The sequence below is a fragment of the Gluconobacter kanchanaburiensis NBRC 103587 genome (genome assembly GCF_007988905.1).
GTDB lineage: Bacteria > Pseudomonadota > Alphaproteobacteria > Acetobacterales > Acetobacteraceae > Gluconobacter > Gluconobacter kanchanaburiensis.
The window spans coordinates 35,409-54,437 of record NZ_BJVA01000006.1; the positions used below are offsets into that span (position 1 = coordinate 35,409).

At 59.8% G+C, this 19,029-nt stretch carries 19 protein-coding genes; 8 read left to right on the forward strand and 11 right to left on the reverse strand.

Annotation, left to right across the window (positions count from 1 at the left end; translation table 11 throughout):
- The first annotated feature begins 75 nt into the window (after positions 1–75).
- The gene (locus tag GKA01_RS06430; protein WP_146860354.1) at positions 76–1,488 is read left to right on the forward strand and encodes a sugar porter family MFS transporter; all 1,413 of its coding nucleotides are present in this window, start codon (positions 76–78) and stop codon (positions 1,486–1,488) included.
- 4 nt (positions 1,489–1,492) lie between these two features.
- On the forward strand, positions 1,493–2,881 hold the full coding sequence (locus GKA01_RS06435) for an MFS transporter (protein ID WP_146860355.1): 1,389 nt from the start codon (positions 1,493–1,495) through the stop codon (positions 2,879–2,881).
- Here GKA01_RS06435 and GKA01_RS06440 read toward each other — a convergent pair.
- Both GKA01_RS06440 and ubiA read right to left on the reverse strand, forming a co-directional pair.
- Positions 2,850–3,518, reverse strand: a complete 669-nt coding sequence (locus GKA01_RS06440) for a class I SAM-dependent methyltransferase (RefSeq protein ID WP_146860357.1) — start codon at positions 3,516–3,518, stop codon at positions 2,850–2,852. The two genes, GKA01_RS06435 and GKA01_RS06440, sit on opposite strands and share 32 nt — an antisense overlap.
- The gene (gene ubiA, locus GKA01_RS06445) at positions 3,515–4,432 is read right to left on the reverse strand and encodes a 4-hydroxybenzoate octaprenyltransferase (RefSeq protein WP_146860359.1); all 918 of its coding nucleotides are present in this window, start codon (positions 4,430–4,432) and stop codon (positions 3,515–3,517) included. The genes GKA01_RS06440 and ubiA overlap by 4 nt, the downstream gene beginning before the upstream one ends.
- A gap of 36 nt (positions 4,433–4,468) precedes the next feature.
- Between ubiA and GKA01_RS06450 the strand changes: the two genes are divergently transcribed.
- The 4 genes from GKA01_RS06450 to GKA01_RS06465 all read left to right on the forward strand — a co-directional run bounded on the left by GKA01_RS06450 (position 4,469) and on the right by GKA01_RS06465 (position 8,292).
- Positions 4,469–5,221: a 16S rRNA (uracil(1498)-N(3))-methyltransferase gene (locus GKA01_RS06450; protein ID WP_146860706.1), complete on the forward strand. Its 753-nt coding sequence runs from the start codon at positions 4,469–4,471 to the stop codon at positions 5,219–5,221.
- A 67-nt stretch (positions 5,222–5,288) separates the two neighbouring features.
- Entirely contained in the window at positions 5,289–6,665 is a 1,377-nt protein-coding gene (locus GKA01_RS06455; RefSeq protein WP_146860361.1) for a glutamate--cysteine ligase, read from the forward strand.
- A gap of 40 nt (positions 6,666–6,705) precedes the next feature.
- Positions 6,706–7,662 (forward strand): iron exporter MbfA, encoded by a 957-nt coding sequence (gene mbfA / locus GKA01_RS06460; RefSeq protein ID WP_146860363.1) that lies wholly within the window; start codon positions 6,706–6,708, stop codon positions 7,660–7,662.
- A 3-nt stretch (positions 7,663–7,665) separates the two neighbouring features.
- A complete protein-coding gene (locus GKA01_RS06465; protein WP_146860365.1) occupies positions 7,666–8,292 on the forward strand; it encodes a LolA family protein in 627 nt (208 codons plus the stop codon).
- A gap of 6 nt (positions 8,293–8,298) precedes the next feature.
- Here GKA01_RS06465 and rsmI read toward each other — a convergent pair whose 3' ends face one another.
- Positions 8,299–9,132, reverse strand: a complete 834-nt coding sequence (gene rsmI / locus GKA01_RS06470) for a 16S rRNA (cytidine(1402)-2'-O)-methyltransferase (protein ID WP_146860709.1) — start codon at positions 9,130–9,132, stop codon at positions 8,299–8,301.
- A gap of 143 nt (positions 9,133–9,275) precedes the next feature.
- Here rsmI and GKA01_RS06475 point away from each other — a divergent pair, with 143 nt between their 5' ends.
- Positions 9,276–10,556, forward strand: a complete 1,281-nt coding sequence (locus GKA01_RS06475) for a penicillin-binding protein activator (RefSeq protein WP_146860367.1) — start codon at positions 9,276–9,278, stop codon at positions 10,554–10,556.
- A gap of 86 nt (positions 10,557–10,642) precedes the next feature.
- Here the strand turns inward: GKA01_RS06475 and GKA01_RS06480 are convergent, their stop codons facing one another.
- From GKA01_RS06480 to GKA01_RS06515, 8 genes are all read right to left on the reverse strand, one after another.
- Positions 10,643–11,026 carry a hypothetical protein gene (locus GKA01_RS06480; protein ID WP_146860369.1) on the reverse strand — a complete coding sequence of 128 codons (384 nt, stop codon included), beginning with the start codon at positions 11,024–11,026 and terminating at the stop codon, positions 10,643–10,645.
- 165 nt (positions 11,027–11,191) lie between these two features.
- On the reverse strand, positions 11,192–12,106 hold the full coding sequence (locus tag GKA01_RS06485; RefSeq protein WP_146860371.1) for a lysophospholipid acyltransferase family protein: 915 nt from the start codon (positions 12,104–12,106) through the stop codon (positions 11,192–11,194).
- Positions 12,103–13,086, reverse strand: a complete 984-nt coding sequence (gene lpxK, locus GKA01_RS06490; protein ID WP_146860374.1) for a tetraacyldisaccharide 4'-kinase — start codon at positions 13,084–13,086, stop codon at positions 12,103–12,105. Before lpxK ends, GKA01_RS06485 begins: the two co-directional genes overlap by 4 nt.
- Positions 13,083–14,948: a glycosyltransferase N-terminal domain-containing protein gene (locus GKA01_RS06495; protein WP_146860377.1), complete on the reverse strand. Its 1,866-nt coding sequence runs from the start codon at positions 14,946–14,948 to the stop codon at positions 13,083–13,085. The genes lpxK and GKA01_RS06495 overlap by 4 nt, the downstream gene beginning before the upstream one ends.
- An 85-nt stretch (positions 14,949–15,033) precedes the next feature.
- Complete coding sequence (locus GKA01_RS06500) at positions 15,034–15,774, reverse strand: polysaccharide lyase family 7 protein (RefSeq protein WP_146860380.1); 741 nt, start codon at positions 15,772–15,774, stop codon at positions 15,034–15,036.
- Positions 15,775–15,818: 44 nt separating this feature from the next.
- Positions 15,819–16,703, reverse strand: a complete 885-nt coding sequence (locus GKA01_RS06505; protein ID WP_146860383.1) for a universal stress protein — start codon at positions 16,701–16,703, stop codon at positions 15,819–15,821.
- Positions 16,704–16,763: 60 nt separating this feature from the next.
- The gene (gene pdxH / locus GKA01_RS06510) at positions 16,764–17,366 is read right to left on the reverse strand and encodes a pyridoxamine 5'-phosphate oxidase (protein ID WP_194265765.1); all 603 of its coding nucleotides are present in this window, start codon (positions 17,364–17,366) and stop codon (positions 16,764–16,766) included.
- Positions 17,367–17,492: 126 nt separating this feature from the next.
- Complete coding sequence (locus GKA01_RS06515) at positions 17,493–18,032, reverse strand: hypothetical protein (RefSeq protein WP_146860389.1); 540 nt, start codon at positions 18,030–18,032, stop codon at positions 17,493–17,495.
- A 145-nt stretch (positions 18,033–18,177) separates the two neighbouring features.
- Here GKA01_RS06515 and fabI point away from each other — a divergent pair, with 145 nt between their 5' ends.
- Positions 18,178–19,029 carry an enoyl-ACP reductase FabI gene (fabI, locus tag GKA01_RS06520; RefSeq protein ID WP_146860392.1) on the forward strand — a complete coding sequence of 284 codons (852 nt, stop codon included), beginning with the start codon at positions 18,178–18,180 and terminating at the stop codon, positions 19,027–19,029.

Genomic DNA, 19,029 nt, shown 5'->3' on the forward strand with positions numbered 1-19,029 from the left:
TGTTTCCGTTTTCGGAATGTTCGGTTCTGTAGCTCCGCTTCCGGCGGAAATGTTTCAGTGAGGGTATCCAGGACTATGGTAGGGGTTGCTTCGTCTTCCAGTGAGGGGCCGTCAGACGAACGGGTCCGCAGTACGGTAAGGGCGACGACCCTCGGTATTCTGGCCGCGCTGGCCGGGCTCATGTTCGGACTCGATACCGGTGTCGTGGCGGGGGCTCTTCCCTTTATCGCAACGGACTTTCATGCCGGTGATGTGCTTCAGGGATGGATCGTTTCATCCATGATGGCTGGTGCCACTGTGGGTTCCCTGTTTGCCGGTCGGATTTCCGTCCGTTTTGGCCGAACCGGTGCGATGCTCGGCGCTGCCGCGCTGTTTCTGCTCGGAACTCTCTTCTGCGCTCTGGCTCCCGGCGCGGCGATCATGATCATCGGACGGATCTTCCTCGGGCTTGCGGTTGGTGTGGCTGCTTTTGCCGCCCCGCTCTATATTTCTGAAATCACGGTTGAGTCCGTGCGCGGCGCGATGATTTCGTTTTACCAGCTCATGGTATCTTTAGGCATTTTCCTCGCTTTCGTTTCTGACAGTCTGCTGGCCTCAGGCGCGCACTGGCGCTGGATGCTGGGCATCATGGTCGTTCCGGCAGGTCTTTTTCTTGGGATCGTACTGATTCTTCCGCATAGTCCACGCTGGTTGATGATGCGCGGCGACAAAGAGCGGGCAAGACGGGTTCTGCAAAGTCTTCGCTCGGATGAAGAGGTCGCTGAGGCTGAACTCATCGATATTCAGGCCCGTCTCCAGAAAAGCAGCGATGCTGGCATTGGTCTTTTCAGAAGCAATCCTAATTTCAGGCGTACGGTCTTTTTCGGCATGCTGTTGCAGATCATGCAGCAGCTCAGCGGGATCAACGCGCTGCTGTATTATGCGCCCCGCGTCTTTCAGGCTGCGCATTTCGGAACGAACGCTGCGGTCTGGGCGACGACACTTGTGGGTTTGACCAATATGACGCTGACGGGCGTTGCAATTGTCTGTGTCGATCGTTGGGGGCGTCGACCGCTTCTGATTCTGAGCTGTTCGATCGCGGCTTTTGCACTGGCCGGAGTAGGAACGCTTCTGGCGATTGGCGCGCAGAGTTTCGCGTTGCAGTTGCTGCTCTGCGGTTTTGTCATCCTGTTCGTTGCCGGATTCGCTATTGGCGAAGGACCGCTTGTCTGGACGCTGTGTTCGGAAGTCCAGCCTACCCGTGGGCGCGATTTTGGTATCGGCTGCTCAACAGTGACGAATTGGGCCGCCAACTGGGCCATTTCCAATGTCTTTCCGGTCGGCATGGCAGTGATGGGGGCGTCTTCGACGTTCCTGATGTTTGCCGCCTTCAATGGTCTGTTTATTCTGGTGACGGTTTTCTTCGTTCCGGAAACAAAGGGCGTCTCTTTGGAGAGGCTCGAAGCCAATCTTTTTGCAGGCAGACGTCTGCGCGAGCTGGGACGCTGAGACGATGAGTGCGACAACGGATGATGCCCCTCAGGACGAATACGATGCGCAACGTCATGCGGGGCTGTACGGGGCGCAGCGTTTCAAGGCGATGTCCGCTGTCCTGCTAGCTCTTCTTCTGTCTGTGCTGGACTATGCCATCGCCAATGTGGCGCTGCCCCTTATCGCACAAGATCTGCATGCTTCGTCCTCGCGGGCCATCTGGGTCGTCAACGCCTATCAGCTCGCAAACCTGTCCTGCCTTCTTCCGCTGGCTTCCCTGGGCGCGCGTGTGGGGTTCGGGCGTCTGAGCCAGGTCGGCATTTTCCTCTTCCTGATTGCATCCGTTGCCTGTGCCCTTTCGCAGAATCTTTTGGAACTGTCGCTTGCCCGTGCCTTGCAGGGCGTGGGTGGCGCCTGCATCATGAGCGTGAACATTGCTCTTGTGCGTTTCATTTATCCTCACAAGGAGCTGGGACGAGGTATTGCGCTCAATGGATTGTTCGTCGGGCTGGGCGTGGCGCTGGGGCCATCGTTAGGGTCCTTGATCCTGTCGATTGCGAGTTGGCCCTGGATTTTCTGGATCAATCTTCCCCTTGCGCTGGCGGCTCTGGTTCTCGCACATGCTGCGCTGCCCCAGACCCCGCGCAGCGATATTCCAACGGATATGGTTGGCTCTCTTCTCACCGTGGCATCTTTTGCACTGACCGGTGTGGGACTCGACGGGCTGATGCACGCGGATTTTCTCTCCGGTGGGATCGTAACCGTGGCGGGTATCCTGTGCTGGGCCATGCTCCTGCGTTACCAGCGAGAGCGGCTGGAGCCGATCGTTCCTGTCGATCTGTTGGCGCGGCGTCCGTTTCTCCTGGCGGTTCTCGTCGGGTTTCTGGGATTTGTGGCCTCTAATCTTTATATTGTGGCCATGCCGTTCACATTGGCTTCCGTTTTTCATCGGGAAGCGGGTACGATCGGTCTGCTTATTGCCCCTTGGGCCGTTGGCGTGGCGACCATGTCCTTCGTGGTTAGTCGTCTTGCAGATCGGTTCCCGGCGTCAACACTGTCCTCGATCGGGTTGTTCATCACGGCGAGCGGATTCTGCCTGTTGTGGCTTCTGCCGACGGATGCAGGGAACTGGGATATTGCCTGGCGGACCCTGTTCGCGGGATTTGGGTTCGGCCTGTTCCAGCCGCCTAACAATCGCGCCATTATGGTGGCGGCGCCTCCCGGTCGGGAAGGTGGGGCGAGCGGCATGCTGTCTGTTGCCCGGCTGGCGGGCCAGACGACGGGTGCTCTTCTTGTCGCCGCGTTGTTCACCGTATTTGCTCATCCGGCGTTCATCTGTCTGGGCGCCGCGATGGTGACAGCTTTTACCGGATCGGCGCTCAGCCTCGGGCGGAAATATATCGCAGTCTGAACAGCGTGGTCGAGCGCTGGTCGGCACTTTCGAGTTCCTGCGTGACGGGAACGGCCTGCCGTGTCAGAATTTCCAGGGGCATTGAAGGGGCATAATGCCTGCCGGGGTCGCAGAGCCAGACCTCGCAGGATTTCGAACACTCCAGAAGCCAGGGAATGATTCGCGCGGCCATCGTCTCGTTGTAGCAGACATCTCCAATGACCAGCAGGTCGCAGTCGGGCGTGGTGCCGATCAGGTCTCCGCAAACCGATGCGATTCTGACGTCGTTCAGTGAGGCGTTCAGCGTCGTGGCCGTGAGCGCCATAGGATCGATGTCGTTCGCCTGAACTTCTGATGCCCCCGACATTGCGGCTGCGATCGCAGCGAGACCACAGCCACAGGCAACATCTAGCACGCGGCGTTCCCGGACGAATTCCGGATTGTCGAGAATAAAGCGGGCGATAAGCTGGCTGCCCGGCCATGCGAAGGCCCAGAAAGGCGGCTCTATGCCGATCTGTTCGAGGTAGGCCTCGCTGGCCTGCCAGATAGGAGTGATTTCGGTCGCCAGATGGAGCGAAATCTCGGACACGAGTGGGGCCTGCGCAACGGCGGTGTTGTCACGGATAAAACGGGTCGGGTCGTTCAAAGCCGGCTTCATCCCAGCAGTCGTGCAAAAACGAATCCCGCCGCAAGCACGATTCCGATAGGAACGTTGCGTCGGAATTCTCGCAGACAGGCCGGGGCATCATGAGGGTTGAGGAGGCGCACCTGTCTCATGAGCATCCCAGCAGCAAGAATGAAAAACGGCCAGAAGCTCCAGTGCAGATCCGCATGAATGGCAACGAGAGCAAGGGCCAGCAGCATAAGAGTGTAGCAGGTGCCAACGAAAGGACGGGCGCTCTTTTCCATAAGCCGGGATGTGGACCGGACGCCGATGCGGGCGTCGTCTTCCATATCCTGAAAGCCATAGATCGTATCAAAGCCGAGCTGCCAGAGGATGACGGCGCCATAAAGAAGCAGGCCATTGCCATCCAGCGTTCCTGCGGCGGCGGCATATCCCATGGGAGCTCCGAACCCGAAGGTGAAGCCCATGACGAGCTGGGGCCACCATGTGACCCGCTTGGCGGCTGGATAAAGAGCAACCAAGAAAAGGGCCAGCGGAGCGAGCGCCCAGCACACGGGCGGAAGGCAGGCAAGCACAGCCAGCCCCAGCAGCAGCAGGATGCTTAGCAGTAGCAGTCCCTGTTTTAGTGACAGCGAACCGCTGGCGAGAGGGCGACCGGCAGTGCGGGCGACCTTCGCATCGATATCGCGGTCCCAGATATCGTTCACGACACAGCCCGCGGAACGCATGACAAGGGAGCCGAAAGCGAACAGGATCGTGTCGATCAGTTTGGTCTGAAGGGACGCGGCAGGCGCGAGAAACAGTCCCCATACGCCAGGGAGGAAAAGTAGCCATGTCCCGACCGGTCGGTCGAGCCGCGCAAGCAGTGCATAGGAGCGCCAGGGCTCGGGCAGGCGCGCGATGCGGCCGGTCAGGTGAATATCGGTATGGGCGCGGGTCTGGCTCATGGAAAGATGTGATGCTTTGCCGACATGCTTCCGTCAATGGGCGAGGCGCGCTATCGGAGAAAGATGAGCCGATCAGACCCCCGACTTTATCTTCCCGCTTCCGAAAGTGCTTTCGCAGAGGGCAGGATCATACCGCTTCTTCCCGGGCAGGCCCATTATCTGGGCAATGTGATGCGACAGTCGGTGGGCAGTTCCGTCCGTGTGTTTAACGAACGCGACGGGGAATGGGCAGGAGAGATTTCCGTTCTGAAAAAGGATCGTGGCAATGTTCTGCTCCATTCCTGCGAACGGCCTGCTGTTGCCACCAGAGGAGTGGAGCTGCTGTTTGCCCCTCTCAAGCGGGATGCGACCGAGTTGGTCATCCGTATGGGAACCGAGCTTGGCGTGACGCGATTCAGGCCGGTGATTACGGAACGGACCAATACCCATCGTCTCAATCTGGAGCGTCTGTCAGTCATTGCGACGGAAGCCGCCGAACAATGCGAACGGCTGGATGTTCCTGAAATTCGTGTCCCGGTGCCGCTGCGTGTTGCCTTGTCGGAATGGCCGGAGGACCGGGTGCTGTTCGCCGCGCTGGAGCGTCGACCGGGCGAGGGCGCAGACATGCAGGCAGCGGCTCTGCTGATTGGACCGGAAGGAGGATTTTCCGGGCCCGAAGTCGAGATGCTTCACAGACACAAGGCCGTTCATGCGCTGACGCTCGGGCCGCTTGTGCTGCGGGCGGAGACTGCCGTCTGTGCGGGTCTGGCCCGGCTGGCAGGGGGAGGCGAGGGGATGGCCCGAGGGTGACAGAACTGTCGGACCTGCTACAGTTCAATCATTGTCGAACAACGAATACAGACCGAGGCCAAACGTCATGTCCAATCCCGGCACGTCCAATACTGCGTCGATCGAAAGCCGGGCGCAGCTCGTCGAGGTTCTCTCAAGAGGCTGCAAACCCCAATCCGACTGGAAAATCGGGACTGAACATGAAAAATTCGGCTTCGTTCTGCCGCAGGCTGCTGACGGGCGGGAACCCCTTTCGGCCCCTCCTTACGAGCCGCGCGGAATTGGTGCGCTGCTTGAGAAACTTCAGGGGCCGGACTGGTCTCCCATCATGGACGGCGAGAGCCTGATTGGGCTGAAAGGCCAGAACGCCCAGTCGGGCCGTGCCATTTCTCTGGAACCGGCCGGACAGTTTGAGCTTTCCGGTGCGCCTGTCGTTTCGCTTCAGGAAACCGAAGCGGAGATGCAGGCGCATTTCGATCAGGTTCGTGGGCCGGCAGCGGAACTGGGACTCGGCTTTCTGCCGTTCGGGTTCCAGCCGCTCTGGTCGCGCGATGCGATGCCATGGATGCCCAAGAGCCGCTATGCGATCATGCGTAACTACATGCCGAAAGTCGGGACGCTCGGCCTCGATATGATGACGCGGACCTGCACGGTTCAGGTCAATCTCGATTTTAGTGATGAAGCGGATATGGCGCGCAAGATGCGGGTCTCGCTCGCGCTTCAGCCGGTCGCGACGGCACTGTTTGCGAACTCGCCCTTCGTCGAAGGGAAGGCGAACGGTCTACTGTCCAACCGGGCACGCATCTGGACCGATACGGACAATCAGCGTTCGGGCCAGCCTTCGGTCTTTTTCGAGGACGGGTTTGGCTTTGAGCAGTATGTCGACTGGGCGCTCGACGTGCCGATGTATTTCGTCTCGCGCGATGGAAAAAATCTGGATGTAGCCGGATGCTCGTTCCGGCGCTGGCTGGCCGGAGACATTCAGGAACCGTTGAAAGGCCTGACGCCCACGATCGGAGATTTCGAAGACCATCTGACGACGGTATTTCCGGATGTGCGCCTCAAGCAGTTCCTGGAAATGCGGGGCGCGGATGCCGGAAAGCTCGAAATGATGGTGGCGCAGTCGGCTCTGTGGGTCGGTCTGCTTTACGATCCCGCAACGCTGGAAGCAGCCGAAAAGCTCGTCAGGGAACAGCCCTGGAGCGTGTATCAGCAGCTTCGGGCCGAGGTGCCGTCTGTTGGGCTGGATGCTGTTTTCCCTGGCGGATTGAAGCCATTTGCCAAGCGTGTGCTCCAGTTGGCGGAGCAGGGGCTGCGGGCGCGCGTCCGCAATGAGGCCGGCTATCTCGATCCTCTGCATCTGATTGCCGATGGCGGTCCGAATCAGGCACAGTACTGGTTGGATCTGTACAATGGAGCTTGGGGAAGGAGCGTGAAGCCGCTTTTCACCGAAGCCGCTATCTGATTTTGCGAGTGCATTTTCTGGCGAGGGATCTGCTGCCTGCGTGACAAAGCTTTCTGAGTTGACCGAACGAGAAATTCTCGCTCTGGCCATCGCCAGTGAAGAGGAAGACGGTCATATTTACGCGGATTTCGGCCAGATGCTGGCTGAAGACTATCCCGATAGCGCTGCCATTTTTCAGGATATGGCGGAAGAGGAAAATCATCATCGTCGGGCGCTGATCGATCTTTTCGTAAGACGTTTTGGCAATCACATTCCCCTTGTGAGGCGGCAGGACGTACAGGGTTTTCCATCCAGGAAATCCGCCTGGCAGATGCAGAACCGTGGCATTGAGGCCATTCGAGCGCAGGCCGCCGATATGGAGCGGCAGGCCGCCCGCTTTTATCGGCAGGCTGCGGGCCAGACGCAGGATGCCGAAATTCGCAAACTGCTTGGCGATTTGGCGACGGAGGAAGACCGGCATCAGCGTGAGGCAAAACGTCTCGAAGATGCCCATCTGAATGATACCACCCGGGACCGCGAAGACGAGCACAGTCGCCGCGATTTCGTCCTGCGGATCGTGCAGCCAGGGCTGGTCGGGCTCATGGATGGGTCCGTCTCGACGCTGGCTCCGGTTTTTGCAGCAGCATTCGCCACGCATAGCCCGCATGCGGCTTTTCTGGTCGGGCTTGCGGCCTCGCTCGGGGCCGGGATTTCCATGGGGCTTGCGGAAGGGCTTGCCGATGACGGAAAGCTGTCGGGAAGAGGCGCGCCTCTTCTTCGTGGGCTGATCTGCGGCGCCATGACATTTGGCGGCGGTATCGGGCACACGCTGCCGTTCCTGGTGCCGGACTTCCATCTGGCTTTCGGCGTGGCGCTCGTCGCGGTGGCGATTGAGCTTCTCTTGATTTCATGGATTCGCTGGCGCTATCAGGACACCCCGTTCGGATCTGCGATGGTGCAGGTTTTTCTCGGCGGGGCGCTTGTTTTTGCAACCGGTGTGCTGATTGGCAGTTCCTGAGACATGATGAACCGTTCCTTTTTCCGTGCTGCCGCTTTGGGGACACTGTTTTCAAGCGCTCTTCCGGCCATGGCATTTGCTCAGGCCACGCCTGCTACGCTTCGTCCTGCAGATCAGGGATGGATTTCCCGGATTGAGGAGATGCTTGGAAAGATCACAACCCTTCAGGCGCGATTTCGTCAGACCGCTGTGGATGGCGGCACGACGCTCGGGACCGCGACGCTCGATCGGCCCGGGCGCATGCGCTTCGACTATGACAAGCCGAGTCCGCTGCTGCTGGTTGCCAATGATGGCCGCGTGGTGTTTCAGGATCGCAGCGTCGATCAGGTTACGACGCTTCCACTGGACCGGACGCCGCTGGGGCTGCTGTTGCGACCGGATCTCCGGCTTTCGGGAGACGTAACCGTCACGGGTTTCGAGCACCAGAACGGTCAGGTGCGTGTGCAGCTCGTGCGCACGCAGAGCGCGGGTGAAGGTAATCTGACGCTTGTGTTCTCTGATGTGCCCCTGGCCCTTCTGGGCTGGAGCGTCGTGGACGCTCAGGGACGTACGACCACGATCGCCCTTTCCGATGTCCGTCTGGGCGGCAATGTCTCGCAGTCGCTATTCGCCCTGCCGAAAGCCGACTGAGGAATTTCAGTCTTTCAGTTCGCGGGATAGTTCCAGCGCGCGGGCATAAACCGTACGCTTGGGAAGCTTGACGATACCTGCCACGAGGGCGGCGGCGTCCTTTACGGAATGCGTGTGCAGGGCCTCGCGTAAATGCGTATCCAGATCCGCCGCCCCGCTGTCGTCTTCGGCTGAGGGGCCGATCAGGAGGGTGATTTCCCCTCGGGGCGCGGTCGTGCGGAAATGGTTCAGAACGTCCGCCAGGGTGCCACGCACCATTTCCTCGAACCGTTTTGTCAGTTCCCGTCCCACGGCTGCTTCCCGCTCCGGGCCGAAGACATCAATCAGATCTTCAAGCGTTTCGACCAGACGATGAGGCGCCTCGTACCAGATCAGGGTTGAATGAAGGCCCGCCTGTTCGGCGGCCCGTAAAGTGGAAAACCCCGTTTTGCGTGCTTCACTGCGCGGTGCGGGAAAGCCGAGGAACATGAAAGGAAGAGGTGGCAGGCCGGACAGTGTGAGGGCCGTGACGACAGCGTTTGGCCCGGGGATGGCGGTGACGTAAACTCCGGCTGCAATGGCAGCGCGGACCAGCCTGTATCCAGGGTCGGAGACCAGAGGTGTACCGGCATCGGACACCACGGCATAACGCGCGCCCTGCTGAAGTTTTTCGATCAGGAACGGAGTGCGGTCCTGTTCGTTATGGTCGTGCAGCGTTCGGGTCGGTGTGGCAATATTGCGCGAAAGAAGGAGCTTTGCTGTAACGCGCGTGTCTTCGCACAGGATTGCGTCTACGGTTTTGAGGGCCTCGATCGCGCGTTCGCTGATATCGGCCAGGTTGCCGATAGGCGTTGCAACCAATATCAGACATCCACCCTCGACCTGTCCTAGCGCTGGCGGGGCCGGTAACGTTTCAGCCGCATCGCTCAAGGGAGTTTCAGCGGAACATGACTTTTCGGACATCTGCATCCTCGGTGACAAAATCTGGGACGCATTGTCGCCCGTTGAGCCGTCTGCGCAAGGGTGTAAGCACCAGCGTTGCCGCGGGAACCTTTCTGACACTTGCCGCGTGCTCGGGAGGAGGCTCGCCTCCGGTTGCCGGTGTGGGTGGTGTTCCGGGCATGTCCGAGGGGCCGGGCGCGCATGATGTTGGCCTGATTCTGCCTCTGACGGGCCGGAACGCGGCCTATGGTTTGCGGATGCGTGATGCTGCCAGACTGGCGCTTTCCGCGAAAGGATCGCCTGCGCTGGACGTACATGACACCAACGCTCCAGGTGGAGCGGAACAGGCCGCTCGTGATGCTCTGGCGCGTGGTGACGCCATTCTGCTTGGGCCGCTGACCGCAACGGAGACAGGTCTTGCTGCCCCTCTTGCAGTGAATGCCGGTAAGCCAGAACTGGCGTTCACCAGCGATTCCACGCAGGCTCGCCCTGGCGTGTGGGTCATGGGGCTGACGCCTGAACAGCAGGTTCGCCGGATGGTAGATGCTGCGCGTGCGACAGGGCGCAAGACTTTTGCGGCCTTTCTGCCGGATACGGCTTTCGGGCACGCAATGGGCGAGGGACTCGCACGCGCCTGTCGGGATGCCGGGCTGAAAGATCCGCAGATCGTGTTTCATACGATGGATGCCCAGAACATCGATGATGAGCTGAAGACACTTTCAGCGATTGAAACCCGTCAGCCCCCCGCGCCTGCGATGGATGCCTCCCAGTCCGGACCATCGGCAATTGATCCTACCGGGGAGGCATCCTCCCAGACTGCTGCTGCTCAGGCAACGGCACCTGCTCCCCAGCCGGTTCCAGTGGCTCCACCGCCCTTTGACGCACTGGTTCTGGCGGATACAGGGCTGGAGCTCGGCCGCGTGATTACGGCGCTTCAGGCGGATCACATCGATTCGTCTCAGGTGCAGATCATGGGGCCAGCTCTGTGGAAGGCATTCGATGGCAAGCTCGGCGCACTGCATGGCGCCTGGTATGCGGCGCCGGACGCTCATGACCGTCTGGGCTATGTGGCCCAGTACCGCGCCGTCTATAAGCAGGCTCCGTCACCCGTGAGCGATTTTGCCTATGATGCGGCGGCTCTTGCCGGAAGCCTGATCCGTCAGGGTGGCGTTGCCGTGAACGCACTTACGCGTCCGGATGGCTATATGGGAGTTGACGGCCTGTTTCGACTGCGGCCCGACGGGCATGTCACCCGGGCTCTGGCGATCTATCAGGTCCAGAGGGGCGGCGGTGCACGGATCGTGGTTCCTGCCTCTAGGGACGTGGCCATTCATCCGGGCTGAGCTGTCATTGAGACCGAAAGGCGCGTTCGTTCTTTTGAGCGGCGCGCTTTTTTTATGTGTTGTCGCGAATCAGTAGTGGTGCGGTATCAGGCCGCGCAGGTTTCGGCCAGCGGTAGAACTGGACGGATGACGTGGAGCGCGAGCTCGAAACTTGCATAGCTGCCCAGTTCATGGTCGCGAATCTGGTCGATCAGGATCCAGCGCATTCCCTGAGGACGCAGCATATAGGCCGGATCCGGATTTTCACGAACCCATACCAGAACATGATCGACAGGCGCGGAACCGTCCAGATTGACGACATCATGAGCGGTACCCGCGATTTCCGCGTCAAACACTCCCATGCGCTGTCCGGCTTCCAGCCAGCGCAGCAGATACTCACGATGACGTGGCAGAAGACCCTGACGCAGAGGCACGATATTGCATGCGTTACGGTCACGAGGGAGGTCGTGAAGGTGAGTTACCTGCGCCATCAGGAAGTCCTCATCAAAAGGCCGGGTAATGTCCCCGGATCGTGGTGATGAATTCAGGCTATGGTCCGAAAGGGGCGTTTCACAATCTTTAATAACGCCAGAAGACGGTTTTGCGACATAAACCATCCTTACTGTGGCAAATCTGCCATGCTAAAAACGCATAGCTTAACGTTTTGTTGTCATGTCCCGATACAGGGACTTGTCCCATCTGCGGTGCAACCAAAGCCACGAGCCGGGAATTGCGCGGATCCATGATTCGAGCCGGTCGTTAAAGATCTGTGTGAGAGCCTGCGTATCCGCAGTGCGGTTTCCGGTCTTTTCGGGCAGGAATGGGGCGTCCACCACCAGAACCAGTCTGGCGGGACCATCACGGCGGACATGCCCTGTCACGACAAGGGCGTCATGGCGCAGCGCGAAAACGGCGGCTGCGGAGGCGGTCATCGCAGGCCGCCCGAACAGACGGGCCTCGATTCCGTCATTCATCTTCTGATCGCCCAGCACGCCCAGATGGCCACCGCCAGCCAGATATTTCAGTGCGGATCGTGCTCCCCTCGCGCCTTTTGGGAACATCGGTACGGTTTGCCCCATGGCGTCCTGCCGCAGGCTATGGATCAGCCCGTCCACACCAGGATTGCTGGCCGCGCGGTAAAAGGAGGCAAACGGCATCCCATATCGGGCGACGACCGGGGGCATGAGTTCCCAGTTGCCGATATGACCGGAAAAGAAAATGATAGGTCTGCCGGACAGTCTTGCAGTTTCAAGATGTTCCGCACCTTCCACGCTCCATCCCGGCCCGGAAAGCGTATCCTGTTGCAGCTGTCCTATATGGGGAAATTCGGCGACTGTCCGTCCCAGATTGTCCCAACACTCCCGGACGATCTGTTTGCGCGCGGAGGGGCCATATTCGGGGAGAGCCAGTTGCAGATTATGGTCGGCAATTTTCGAGACTGGCAGAAGGGGGCCGATCAGTCGGGCGAGCCCCCCTCCAAGATTGGAGGCTGTTGCGGGCGGAAGGCTGCGGACGAGCGCGAGTAAACTACGGACGATCAGGGTTTCGGCGCGGGAGAGGAGCGAGGTCATACCGTGCGAAATAGCAGGTCGAGCAGTCTTTCGGGAGAGCGAGGATCGGCCCAGAGCAGTTCGACGCCGATGACCCTGACCTGGGTCCGGAAAGGAAAGGGTAGTTTTACGGCATCCTTTGCTGTCGTCACGAGTGTGGTTCCGGATTCCCGGCTGAGCGTTTCTAGACGCTGGATATCCCGCGATGTATAAAAATGATGGTCCGGAAACGGCAGGGCGCGGACAGGGTCGACACCTGCGTCGCGCAGCATGTCGAAAAACTTTTCCGGACGTCCGATTCCTGCGAAGGCCACGACGCGACGCCCCTGCAGGGCACGGATTTCCGGTCCCGGGACGAGTTTTGCCTGCAGAGTCAGCAATTTGGATGGGAAGGCCGGAAGAAGGTTATGCCTGTCGTCTCCAATGACGACGACGGCCTGTGCCCGTAGAAGGGCATCGCTCAGCGGTTCACGCAGAGGGCCTGCAGGAAGAACGCAGGCATTTCCGAAACCGCTTGGGCCGTCCACGACCAGAATGGACACGTCTTTATGGAGGGTCGGGTTCTGGAACCCGTCATCCATGATCAGACAGTCCGCCCCGTGTGAAATGGCGAGCCGGGCCGTCTGCGCGCGATCGGCGCCGATCCAGGTCGGGGCGGCCTGTGCGAGGAGGAGCGGTTCGTCTCCAACATCCCGTGCTGTGCTCTGACCGGGTGTGACGGCGACGGGGCCGCGCTGGCGACCGCGGTGGCCGCGGCTGAGAATATGAGGATGGTACCCCCGGTCCCGCAGACGCTGGACAAGATCGAGGGCTAGGGGCGTTTTGCCTGTGCCACCTGTCGTGATGTTGCCGCAGCACAGAACAGGTACCGAGGCGTGAAACATGGGGCGTTTAAGGCGACGGCGCGTCAGGAATGTCGCCACAACGGAAAAGGGACGCAGCAGGCGTGCCGCAGGACTGCGGGTAGGGTGAAGCCAGAATTTGGGCGGCTGGCGTTTCATTGCTCAACCGTGGCGAGGATGCGGTCCCGCAGGGTCGCAACGACGGTGCGTTGCAGACCCGACGTCCTGACCGGCGCGGGAGGCGATTCGAGCCATTCTTTCAGACAGTCCCCATCGTTTACGACGCATATCGTATCAGAAACCATCGTCATTGCCTCGCGCCAGTTCTCCATTCGCGGCCCCGTTGCGGTAGGAATGCCCAGACGCAACGGTTCGAACGGATTATGGCCACCGCCTTTCCCGATCAGGGAATTTCCCACGAAACATTGTTCGGCCAGCCTGTAGAACAGCCCGAGTTCTCCCAGCGTGTCCGCAAGCCAGACGGCTGTCTCAGGCGTGGGATCAGAACCCTGCGATCGCCGGGGGAGGGCAAACTGCACCGCCAGTTCTTCTCCCCGTGCCGGATGGCGCGGAACCAGAATGGTCAGCAGATCGGGACGGGTTTTGCGGGCGGCTTGCGCGGCCCGAAGAACGATCTCTTCTTCGCCGGGATGGGTTGAGGCGGCGACAAAAACCGGGCGGTTACCAATCAGGGTTCTGAGGCGCAGATATTCCGCTTCGTCAAAAGGTAAGGGCGGGGCGTCCTGTTTGAGATCGCCGTCCTCATAAACGGGACCCGCTCCGAGCGCCCGAAAGTGCTTGGCGTCTTCGGGGCCGCGTGCCGCAACCCATGTAAGACGTTTCATCATGTTGTGGGCCGGACCTGACAGACGGCGCCATCGCCGGGCTGACCGGTCTGACAGGCGTCCATTGACCAGCATGACCGGAATGTCGCGACGGGCACACGCAGCGATGATCCCAGGCCAGAGCTCGCTTTCAACAAAGATGGCCCCCTGCGGTCGCCACCGGTCCAGAAAGCGGTTCAGCCATCGTGGAACGTCATGGGGAATGAAGCGGTGAATGATGCGGTGCCCGAATAGTGGATGGCGGCCGACGATCTCGCTTCCGGTTACGGTGGCCGTCGTAAAAAGGATGCTCAGTTCGGGGCGGGCGTTGAGAAGAGCCTCTGCAAGCGGCAGGGCGCAGAGCGTTTCGCCGACGCTGGCGGCATGAAGCCAGAGGAGTTGGCCTTCCGGTCGTTGGCCCGTTTCAATGCCCATGCGTTCGCGATGACGGCCCGGCAGTTCCCGGCCGCGATGGAGACGCACACGCAACATTGTCGTCAGGGCGGGGGCGAGTGCTGTTCCGACCAGACGCCAGATGCGGTCGGTCTGCTTGGTTGCCTTCCGGCCCGCCATGTTTTCCGCGCGACGCGAGACCGTATTCAGTGCGGCCTGAAGGGTTGGAGCATCGGGTTGAAACAGCGGTGTGCCCGCGACAATTGCGCCCTTTCCAAAGGGCAACGGCAAAACCAGCCCATCCCACGATGGGAGGCGAAGACCGGAACTGGCCAGTCCGATGGGAACGACGGCGCAATCTGCAAGACGGGAGAGAACAACGGCTCCGGGTTGGACCTGCTCCGCCGGACCTCTGGGGCCATCTGGCGTAATTCCAACCACGGATCCGGCTTCAAGCTCTTTGAGTGCAGTTCGGAGAACGGCTGCTCCGCCCTTGTTCTTGCCTTTCTTGCTGGAAGATCCGTGGATGCCGATGATCCCCCAGGGCCTGACGACGTCCGCAATCAGCATGCCATCCGGATTGCGGGAGATCAGGACCCGCAGGGTCAGGTCGGGCTGTTTGTCCTTTGCCCAGAACCACAAAGCGGGAGTCAGGGTCAGGGAACGGTGCCAGAAGGCGACGACAACTCCCTGATGCGCAGTTGTCAGGGCCTCAAGGCCACGTGGAGAGCCACCAATCGTCCAACGGGTAGAGCGCAGGCAGGTCCCCAGCCACAGTCTCAGGAGACGCGGAAACAGTGTCATAGCGTGTCGGGTAGCATGCGAGGTCTCCCGTGGCCAAGGTCTCTGGACCAAAGAGCGGGGAGACCTCTTTCCGGCAAGAAAGACGTCATTGCACCGGATGCTGGATGTCGAGAGCGGTAAACGTCACGCGCGCGATATCGTGATGGCATGGCATATGCCATCCCGTCTGTCCGGAAACGGCCTCAAACCACATAGCCGGTGTAGTTGCGGCCGGGGGCATCGGCAGTATGCTTCTTGTGCCGTTGACAACGGTCTGAAGGGCCCCGCTGGGGTTCGACGAAATTTCGTAGCTGATGCGACGGTCTGGAAAGATCGTACCTGCCGTGATGTGACGGGTACGGCTCCCGTCATGCACGAGTGCAATAACCTGCGAGCGTTTTCCATCCGCTACCAGCTCCACAACTGGCCCGTTCGCACTCTGGATCCGTCCGATGATGACACGCTGATCGGCAGGCCATGTGTCGATACGAAGGCTGGCGTTCATGATCGCGGGCGTCTGCTGGGCGTACCAGGCGTGTCCTTCACGAAGGACCGTTGCAGGAGCCGTCTGTCCGCGAATAGAAGGCTGAAGACCATCCGTTTGCAGGGTGACGGCCCCTGTCGTCGTGTCCTGAAAATAGAAAGCGCTGTGATAGCCGGTCGCAAGCGTGCTGCCGGGAACAAGGCGCAGTTTCAGGCGAGCCTGAGGTTCCTGAAGGGTTAAACCGCTTGTCTGCGGCCGAGAAGAGACGTCCATCGCACACGCGGGAAGTATGGCGATTCCTGTCAGGGCGAGGGTCAGGCCGAGAGACAGGCAGGTCACACATGTGAAGCGGGAGATGGTCATGTCAGTTCCTTCAGGGGGCAGAATGGAGACGGAGCGACAGGGGGTTAGCGGCTCATGAGAACCGTAAGCTGGGCCTGTTCCAGAATGTGGCGGGTGACTCCGCCCAGAATCATCTGACGCAGCCGGGAATGGGAGTATGCGCCCATGCCGAGCATGTCGGCTTCAAACTCGGTCGCGGCTTTCAGCAGACCGGCACCAATGTCGCGGTTGACCGCCTCGAACTCGCGGGATGTGGCGGAAATCCCGTGCATCCGCAGATAGGTCACGACTTCATCTGCGCCCGGTCCACGACGCTGGTAGTCCTGACAGGTCAGGACCTGAACGGCTTCGGCCTTGTGTGCCCAGGGAAGAATACACCGCAGGGCAAGAGATGCTTCCGGTGTGCCGTTCCATGCAATGGCAATACGTCGCCCCACCGACTTCGGCGGCGTGGGCGGCGCGATGACGAGTGGACGTCCGCTGTCAAACAGGATGGCGTGGAGCGTTTCGGACCCACGCGGGTCACTATCTTTGGCCAAATTCGGGACCAGCGTCATATCTGCCAGACGCGAACGCCATGTCAGGGAGTCATGCTCCGTACCGTTGAGGACATCCAGACTGGCACTGATACCCTCACCCGCAGACGACCCAATCCTGGAGGGTTCAACGCGGCGGATACCATGTTCCTGAACGAAAGTGTCGAATGTCTTGCGGATCGCGATCGTACGACGCTGCGCTTCCGTCATGGCCGTATCGATCATTTCATTGACCATCCCGGCAGAAATGCCTTCGCCAGCGAGCGTTGCGACTTCTGAGGGATCTGATCCGACCACGACAGCCGAGAGGTGGGCATCGAAGCGGCGAGCAAAATCGAGCGCGACCTGCATGACGGCGTTGAGATCGCCGGATCCGTTGAGGGGGAGAAGGATGTTCTTGATGTCTATAAGCATTGGTGAAGGCTCCCCTGGCATTGTGACTACCAAAATGACTTTAACGTCGTTCTGATGTATTTACGGATAAAGCCGCGTGACGTTCCATTCGTTTTCATCACGTGTCCAGACGGCGCGGTCGTGCAGACGGTAGGGCCGGTCCTGCCAGAACTCGATGGTCTCCGGGAGGACACGGAAACCGGACCAGTTGGCCGGACGCGGGATCGGCCCGGTAGTGTATTTTTCGTCTGTTGTTTTCAGTCGCTCTTCGAAAACGCTGCGGTCGCTCAGAGGACGTGACTGGTCCGATGCGATGGCACCGAGACGGGACATGCGCGAACGACTGGCGAAATAAGCATCGGCTTCAGCGGCGGTTACGGCTTCGACCGGGCCTTCGATCCTGACCTGACGGCGAAGCGATTTCCAGTGAAACAGCAGGGCAGCATGCGGATTGGCCAGCAGTTCGCTACCTTTGCGGCTTTCCAGATTGGTATAGAAAACGAAGCCACGTTTATCCACGCCCTTGAGAAGAAGCATGCGAACCGAGGGGCGTCCGTCAGGTGTGGCGGTTGCAACTGCCATGGCGTTGGGATCATTCGGCTCAGAAGCTTCCGCGTCCGACATCCAAGCATCAAACAGTGTAAATGGATCGGCCTTCAGGTCAATCAAAGGTGTGTCGGACATCGGTATCTCCTCGGAACAGGACAGCATCGGTAGGGGCAGGCGCAGGGCGGGTTCTCCTACTTCTGACAGGATCATAACGCGGCTGGCATGTTCCAGCTATCGGGTCAGTCCAGACTGCTGCCATTCCTACACGCTCTGTTCGCTGCGTGCCTTGATCTGGGACAGCATCCGACGTCGCAGAAGTCCGCTGACAGGGCGGATCAGAAGCCAGTAAGGCAGAAAGAGACGCCGGATGCGGCGCGTGGGACATAGGATATCCGTTCTGGTGACAAGATATGTCCGGCTCTCCGTGACTGAACTGATTCTGAAGGACAAAATCAGGGTTGCAACGGACGCATCCCTGTCCCCAAGAAATTCCGTGGGTGTATTAAAACGGAGCAGACCGTAATCCGTCTCCCAGAATGCCCCCTTCAGGCCGTACACCAGCCTCTGATGGTCCGCTAACAGAAGCGTGAAATCATCTAGATCCAGCGCGGGGAGCGGTCTCCGCATTAAGCGGGCAGGCAGTGAGCGTAGGTAAAGAGCAGGGCGAAAGAGCGTGTCGTCACCCAGACGGTAATGCCGGACGCAGTTCAGGATGACGTCGGACGGGGCGTTGATGAATATGGAATGGCGTTCGGAAAAATCGAATGGAGTATCGTTGAGGTGATCGGATCGGGAACACATAAGGGAGAATGTCTCCATCGCCTGAGTGATGCCTTAATGCCCGTATAGAGGTCAAAAAACGGTGCCGTGATCTCAAACTCTTGTCTGTAGCGGGCGCTTGTGCAACCACGGCCTTCAATACGCCAACGCGATTCAGGAAATCACCATGTCTGAAACGGAAGACAACATCCCGGCACCCGTGACCGGAACCCTCATGAAGGGCAAGCGCGGTGTGATCATGGGTGTTGCCAACAAGCACTCTATTGCCTGGGCCATTGCCAGTGCCTGTGCTGCACAGGGCGCGGAGCTTGCTTTCACCTATCAGGGCGAAGCGCTGGGCAAGCGCGTCCGTCCGCTGGCTGAGAGTGTCGGGTCCGAACTCGTCATCTCCTGTGATGTTAGCGATGACGACGCCATCAACAGCACGTTCGACGAGATCGAGAAGGTCTGGGGTAAGATTGACTTCGTGCTCCACGCCATCGCTTTTGCGGACAAGCAGTATCTTCGCGGCCGCTATATCGATACGCCGCGCGATGCCTTCCTGCAGGCCATGGACATCTCCTGCTATTCCTTTGTGAGCGTTGCTCGTCGTGCATCTGCGATGATGAATCCGGGCGGGTCATTCCTGAGCATGACCTATCTTGGCGCCGAGCGCGTCATGCCGCACTATAATGTAATGGGCGTGGCCAAGGCAGCTCTGGAAGCATCCGTGCGCTACATGGCTGCCGATCTGGGTCGCGACGATATCCGCGTGAACGGGATATCCGCAGGGCCGATCATGACGCTGGCTGCCAACGGAATCAGCGATTTCCGCTATATCCTGCGCTGGAACCAGCTCAATGCTCCGATGGAGCGCAATGTGACGCTCAAGGATGTTGGCGGTTCGGGCATGTATCTGCTCTCCGACCTGTCCAGCGGCGTGACGGGCGAGATCCATCATGTGGATTGTGGCTACCACACGGTCGGCATGAAGAACCCGGACGCTCCGGACATCGCAGCGGTCGGCTCCGGGACCTGA

Coding starts and splice junctions, on each gene's coding strand:
- GKA01_RS06430 (WP_146860354.1), top strand. CDS start 76: ATGGTAGGGGTTGCTTCGTCTTCCAGTGAGGGGCCGTCAGACGAACGG.
- GKA01_RS06435 (WP_146860355.1), top strand. CDS start 1,493: ATGAGTGCGACAACGGATGATGCCCCTCAGGACGAATACGATGCGCAA.
- GKA01_RS06440 (WP_146860357.1), bottom strand. CDS start 3,518: ATGAAGCCGGCTTTGAACGACCCGACCCGTTTTATCCGTGACAACACC.
- ubiA (WP_146860359.1), bottom strand. CDS start 4,432: ATGAGCCAGACCCGCGCCCATACCGATATTCACCTGACCGGCCGCATC.
- GKA01_RS06450 (WP_146860706.1), top strand. CDS start 4,469: ATGGGCGAGGCGCGCTATCGGAGAAAGATGAGCCGATCAGACCCCCGA.
- GKA01_RS06455 (WP_146860361.1), top strand. CDS start 5,289: ATGTCCAATCCCGGCACGTCCAATACTGCGTCGATCGAAAGCCGGGCG.
- GKA01_RS06465 (WP_146860365.1), top strand. CDS start 7,666: ATGATGAACCGTTCCTTTTTCCGTGCTGCCGCTTTGGGGACACTGTTT.
- GKA01_RS06480 (WP_146860369.1), bottom strand. CDS start 11,026: ATGGCGCAGGTAACTCACCTTCACGACCTCCCTCGTGACCGTAACGCA.
- GKA01_RS06485 (WP_146860371.1), bottom strand. CDS start 12,106: ATGACCTCGCTCCTCTCCCGCGCCGAAACCCTGATCGTCCGTAGTTTA.
- lpxK (WP_146860374.1), bottom strand. CDS start 13,086: ATGAAACGCCAGCCGCCCAAATTCTGGCTTCACCCTACCCGCAGTCCT.
- GKA01_RS06495 (WP_146860377.1), bottom strand. CDS start 14,948: ATGACACTGTTTCCGCGTCTCCTGAGACTGTGGCTGGGGACCTGCCTG.
- GKA01_RS06500 (WP_146860380.1), bottom strand. CDS start 15,774: ATGACCATCTCCCGCTTCACATGTGTGACCTGCCTGTCTCTCGGCCTG.
- GKA01_RS06505 (WP_146860383.1), bottom strand. CDS start 16,703: ATGCTTATAGACATCAAGAACATCCTTCTCCCCCTCAACGGATCCGGC.
- pdxH (WP_194265765.1), bottom strand. CDS start 17,366: ATGTCCGACACACCTTTGATTGACCTGAAGGCCGATCCATTTACACTG.
- GKA01_RS06515 (WP_146860389.1), bottom strand. CDS start 18,032: ATGTGTTCCCGATCCGATCACCTCAACGATACTCCATTCGATTTTTCC.
- fabI (WP_146860392.1), top strand. CDS start 18,178: ATGTCTGAAACGGAAGACAACATCCCGGCACCCGTGACCGGAACCCTC.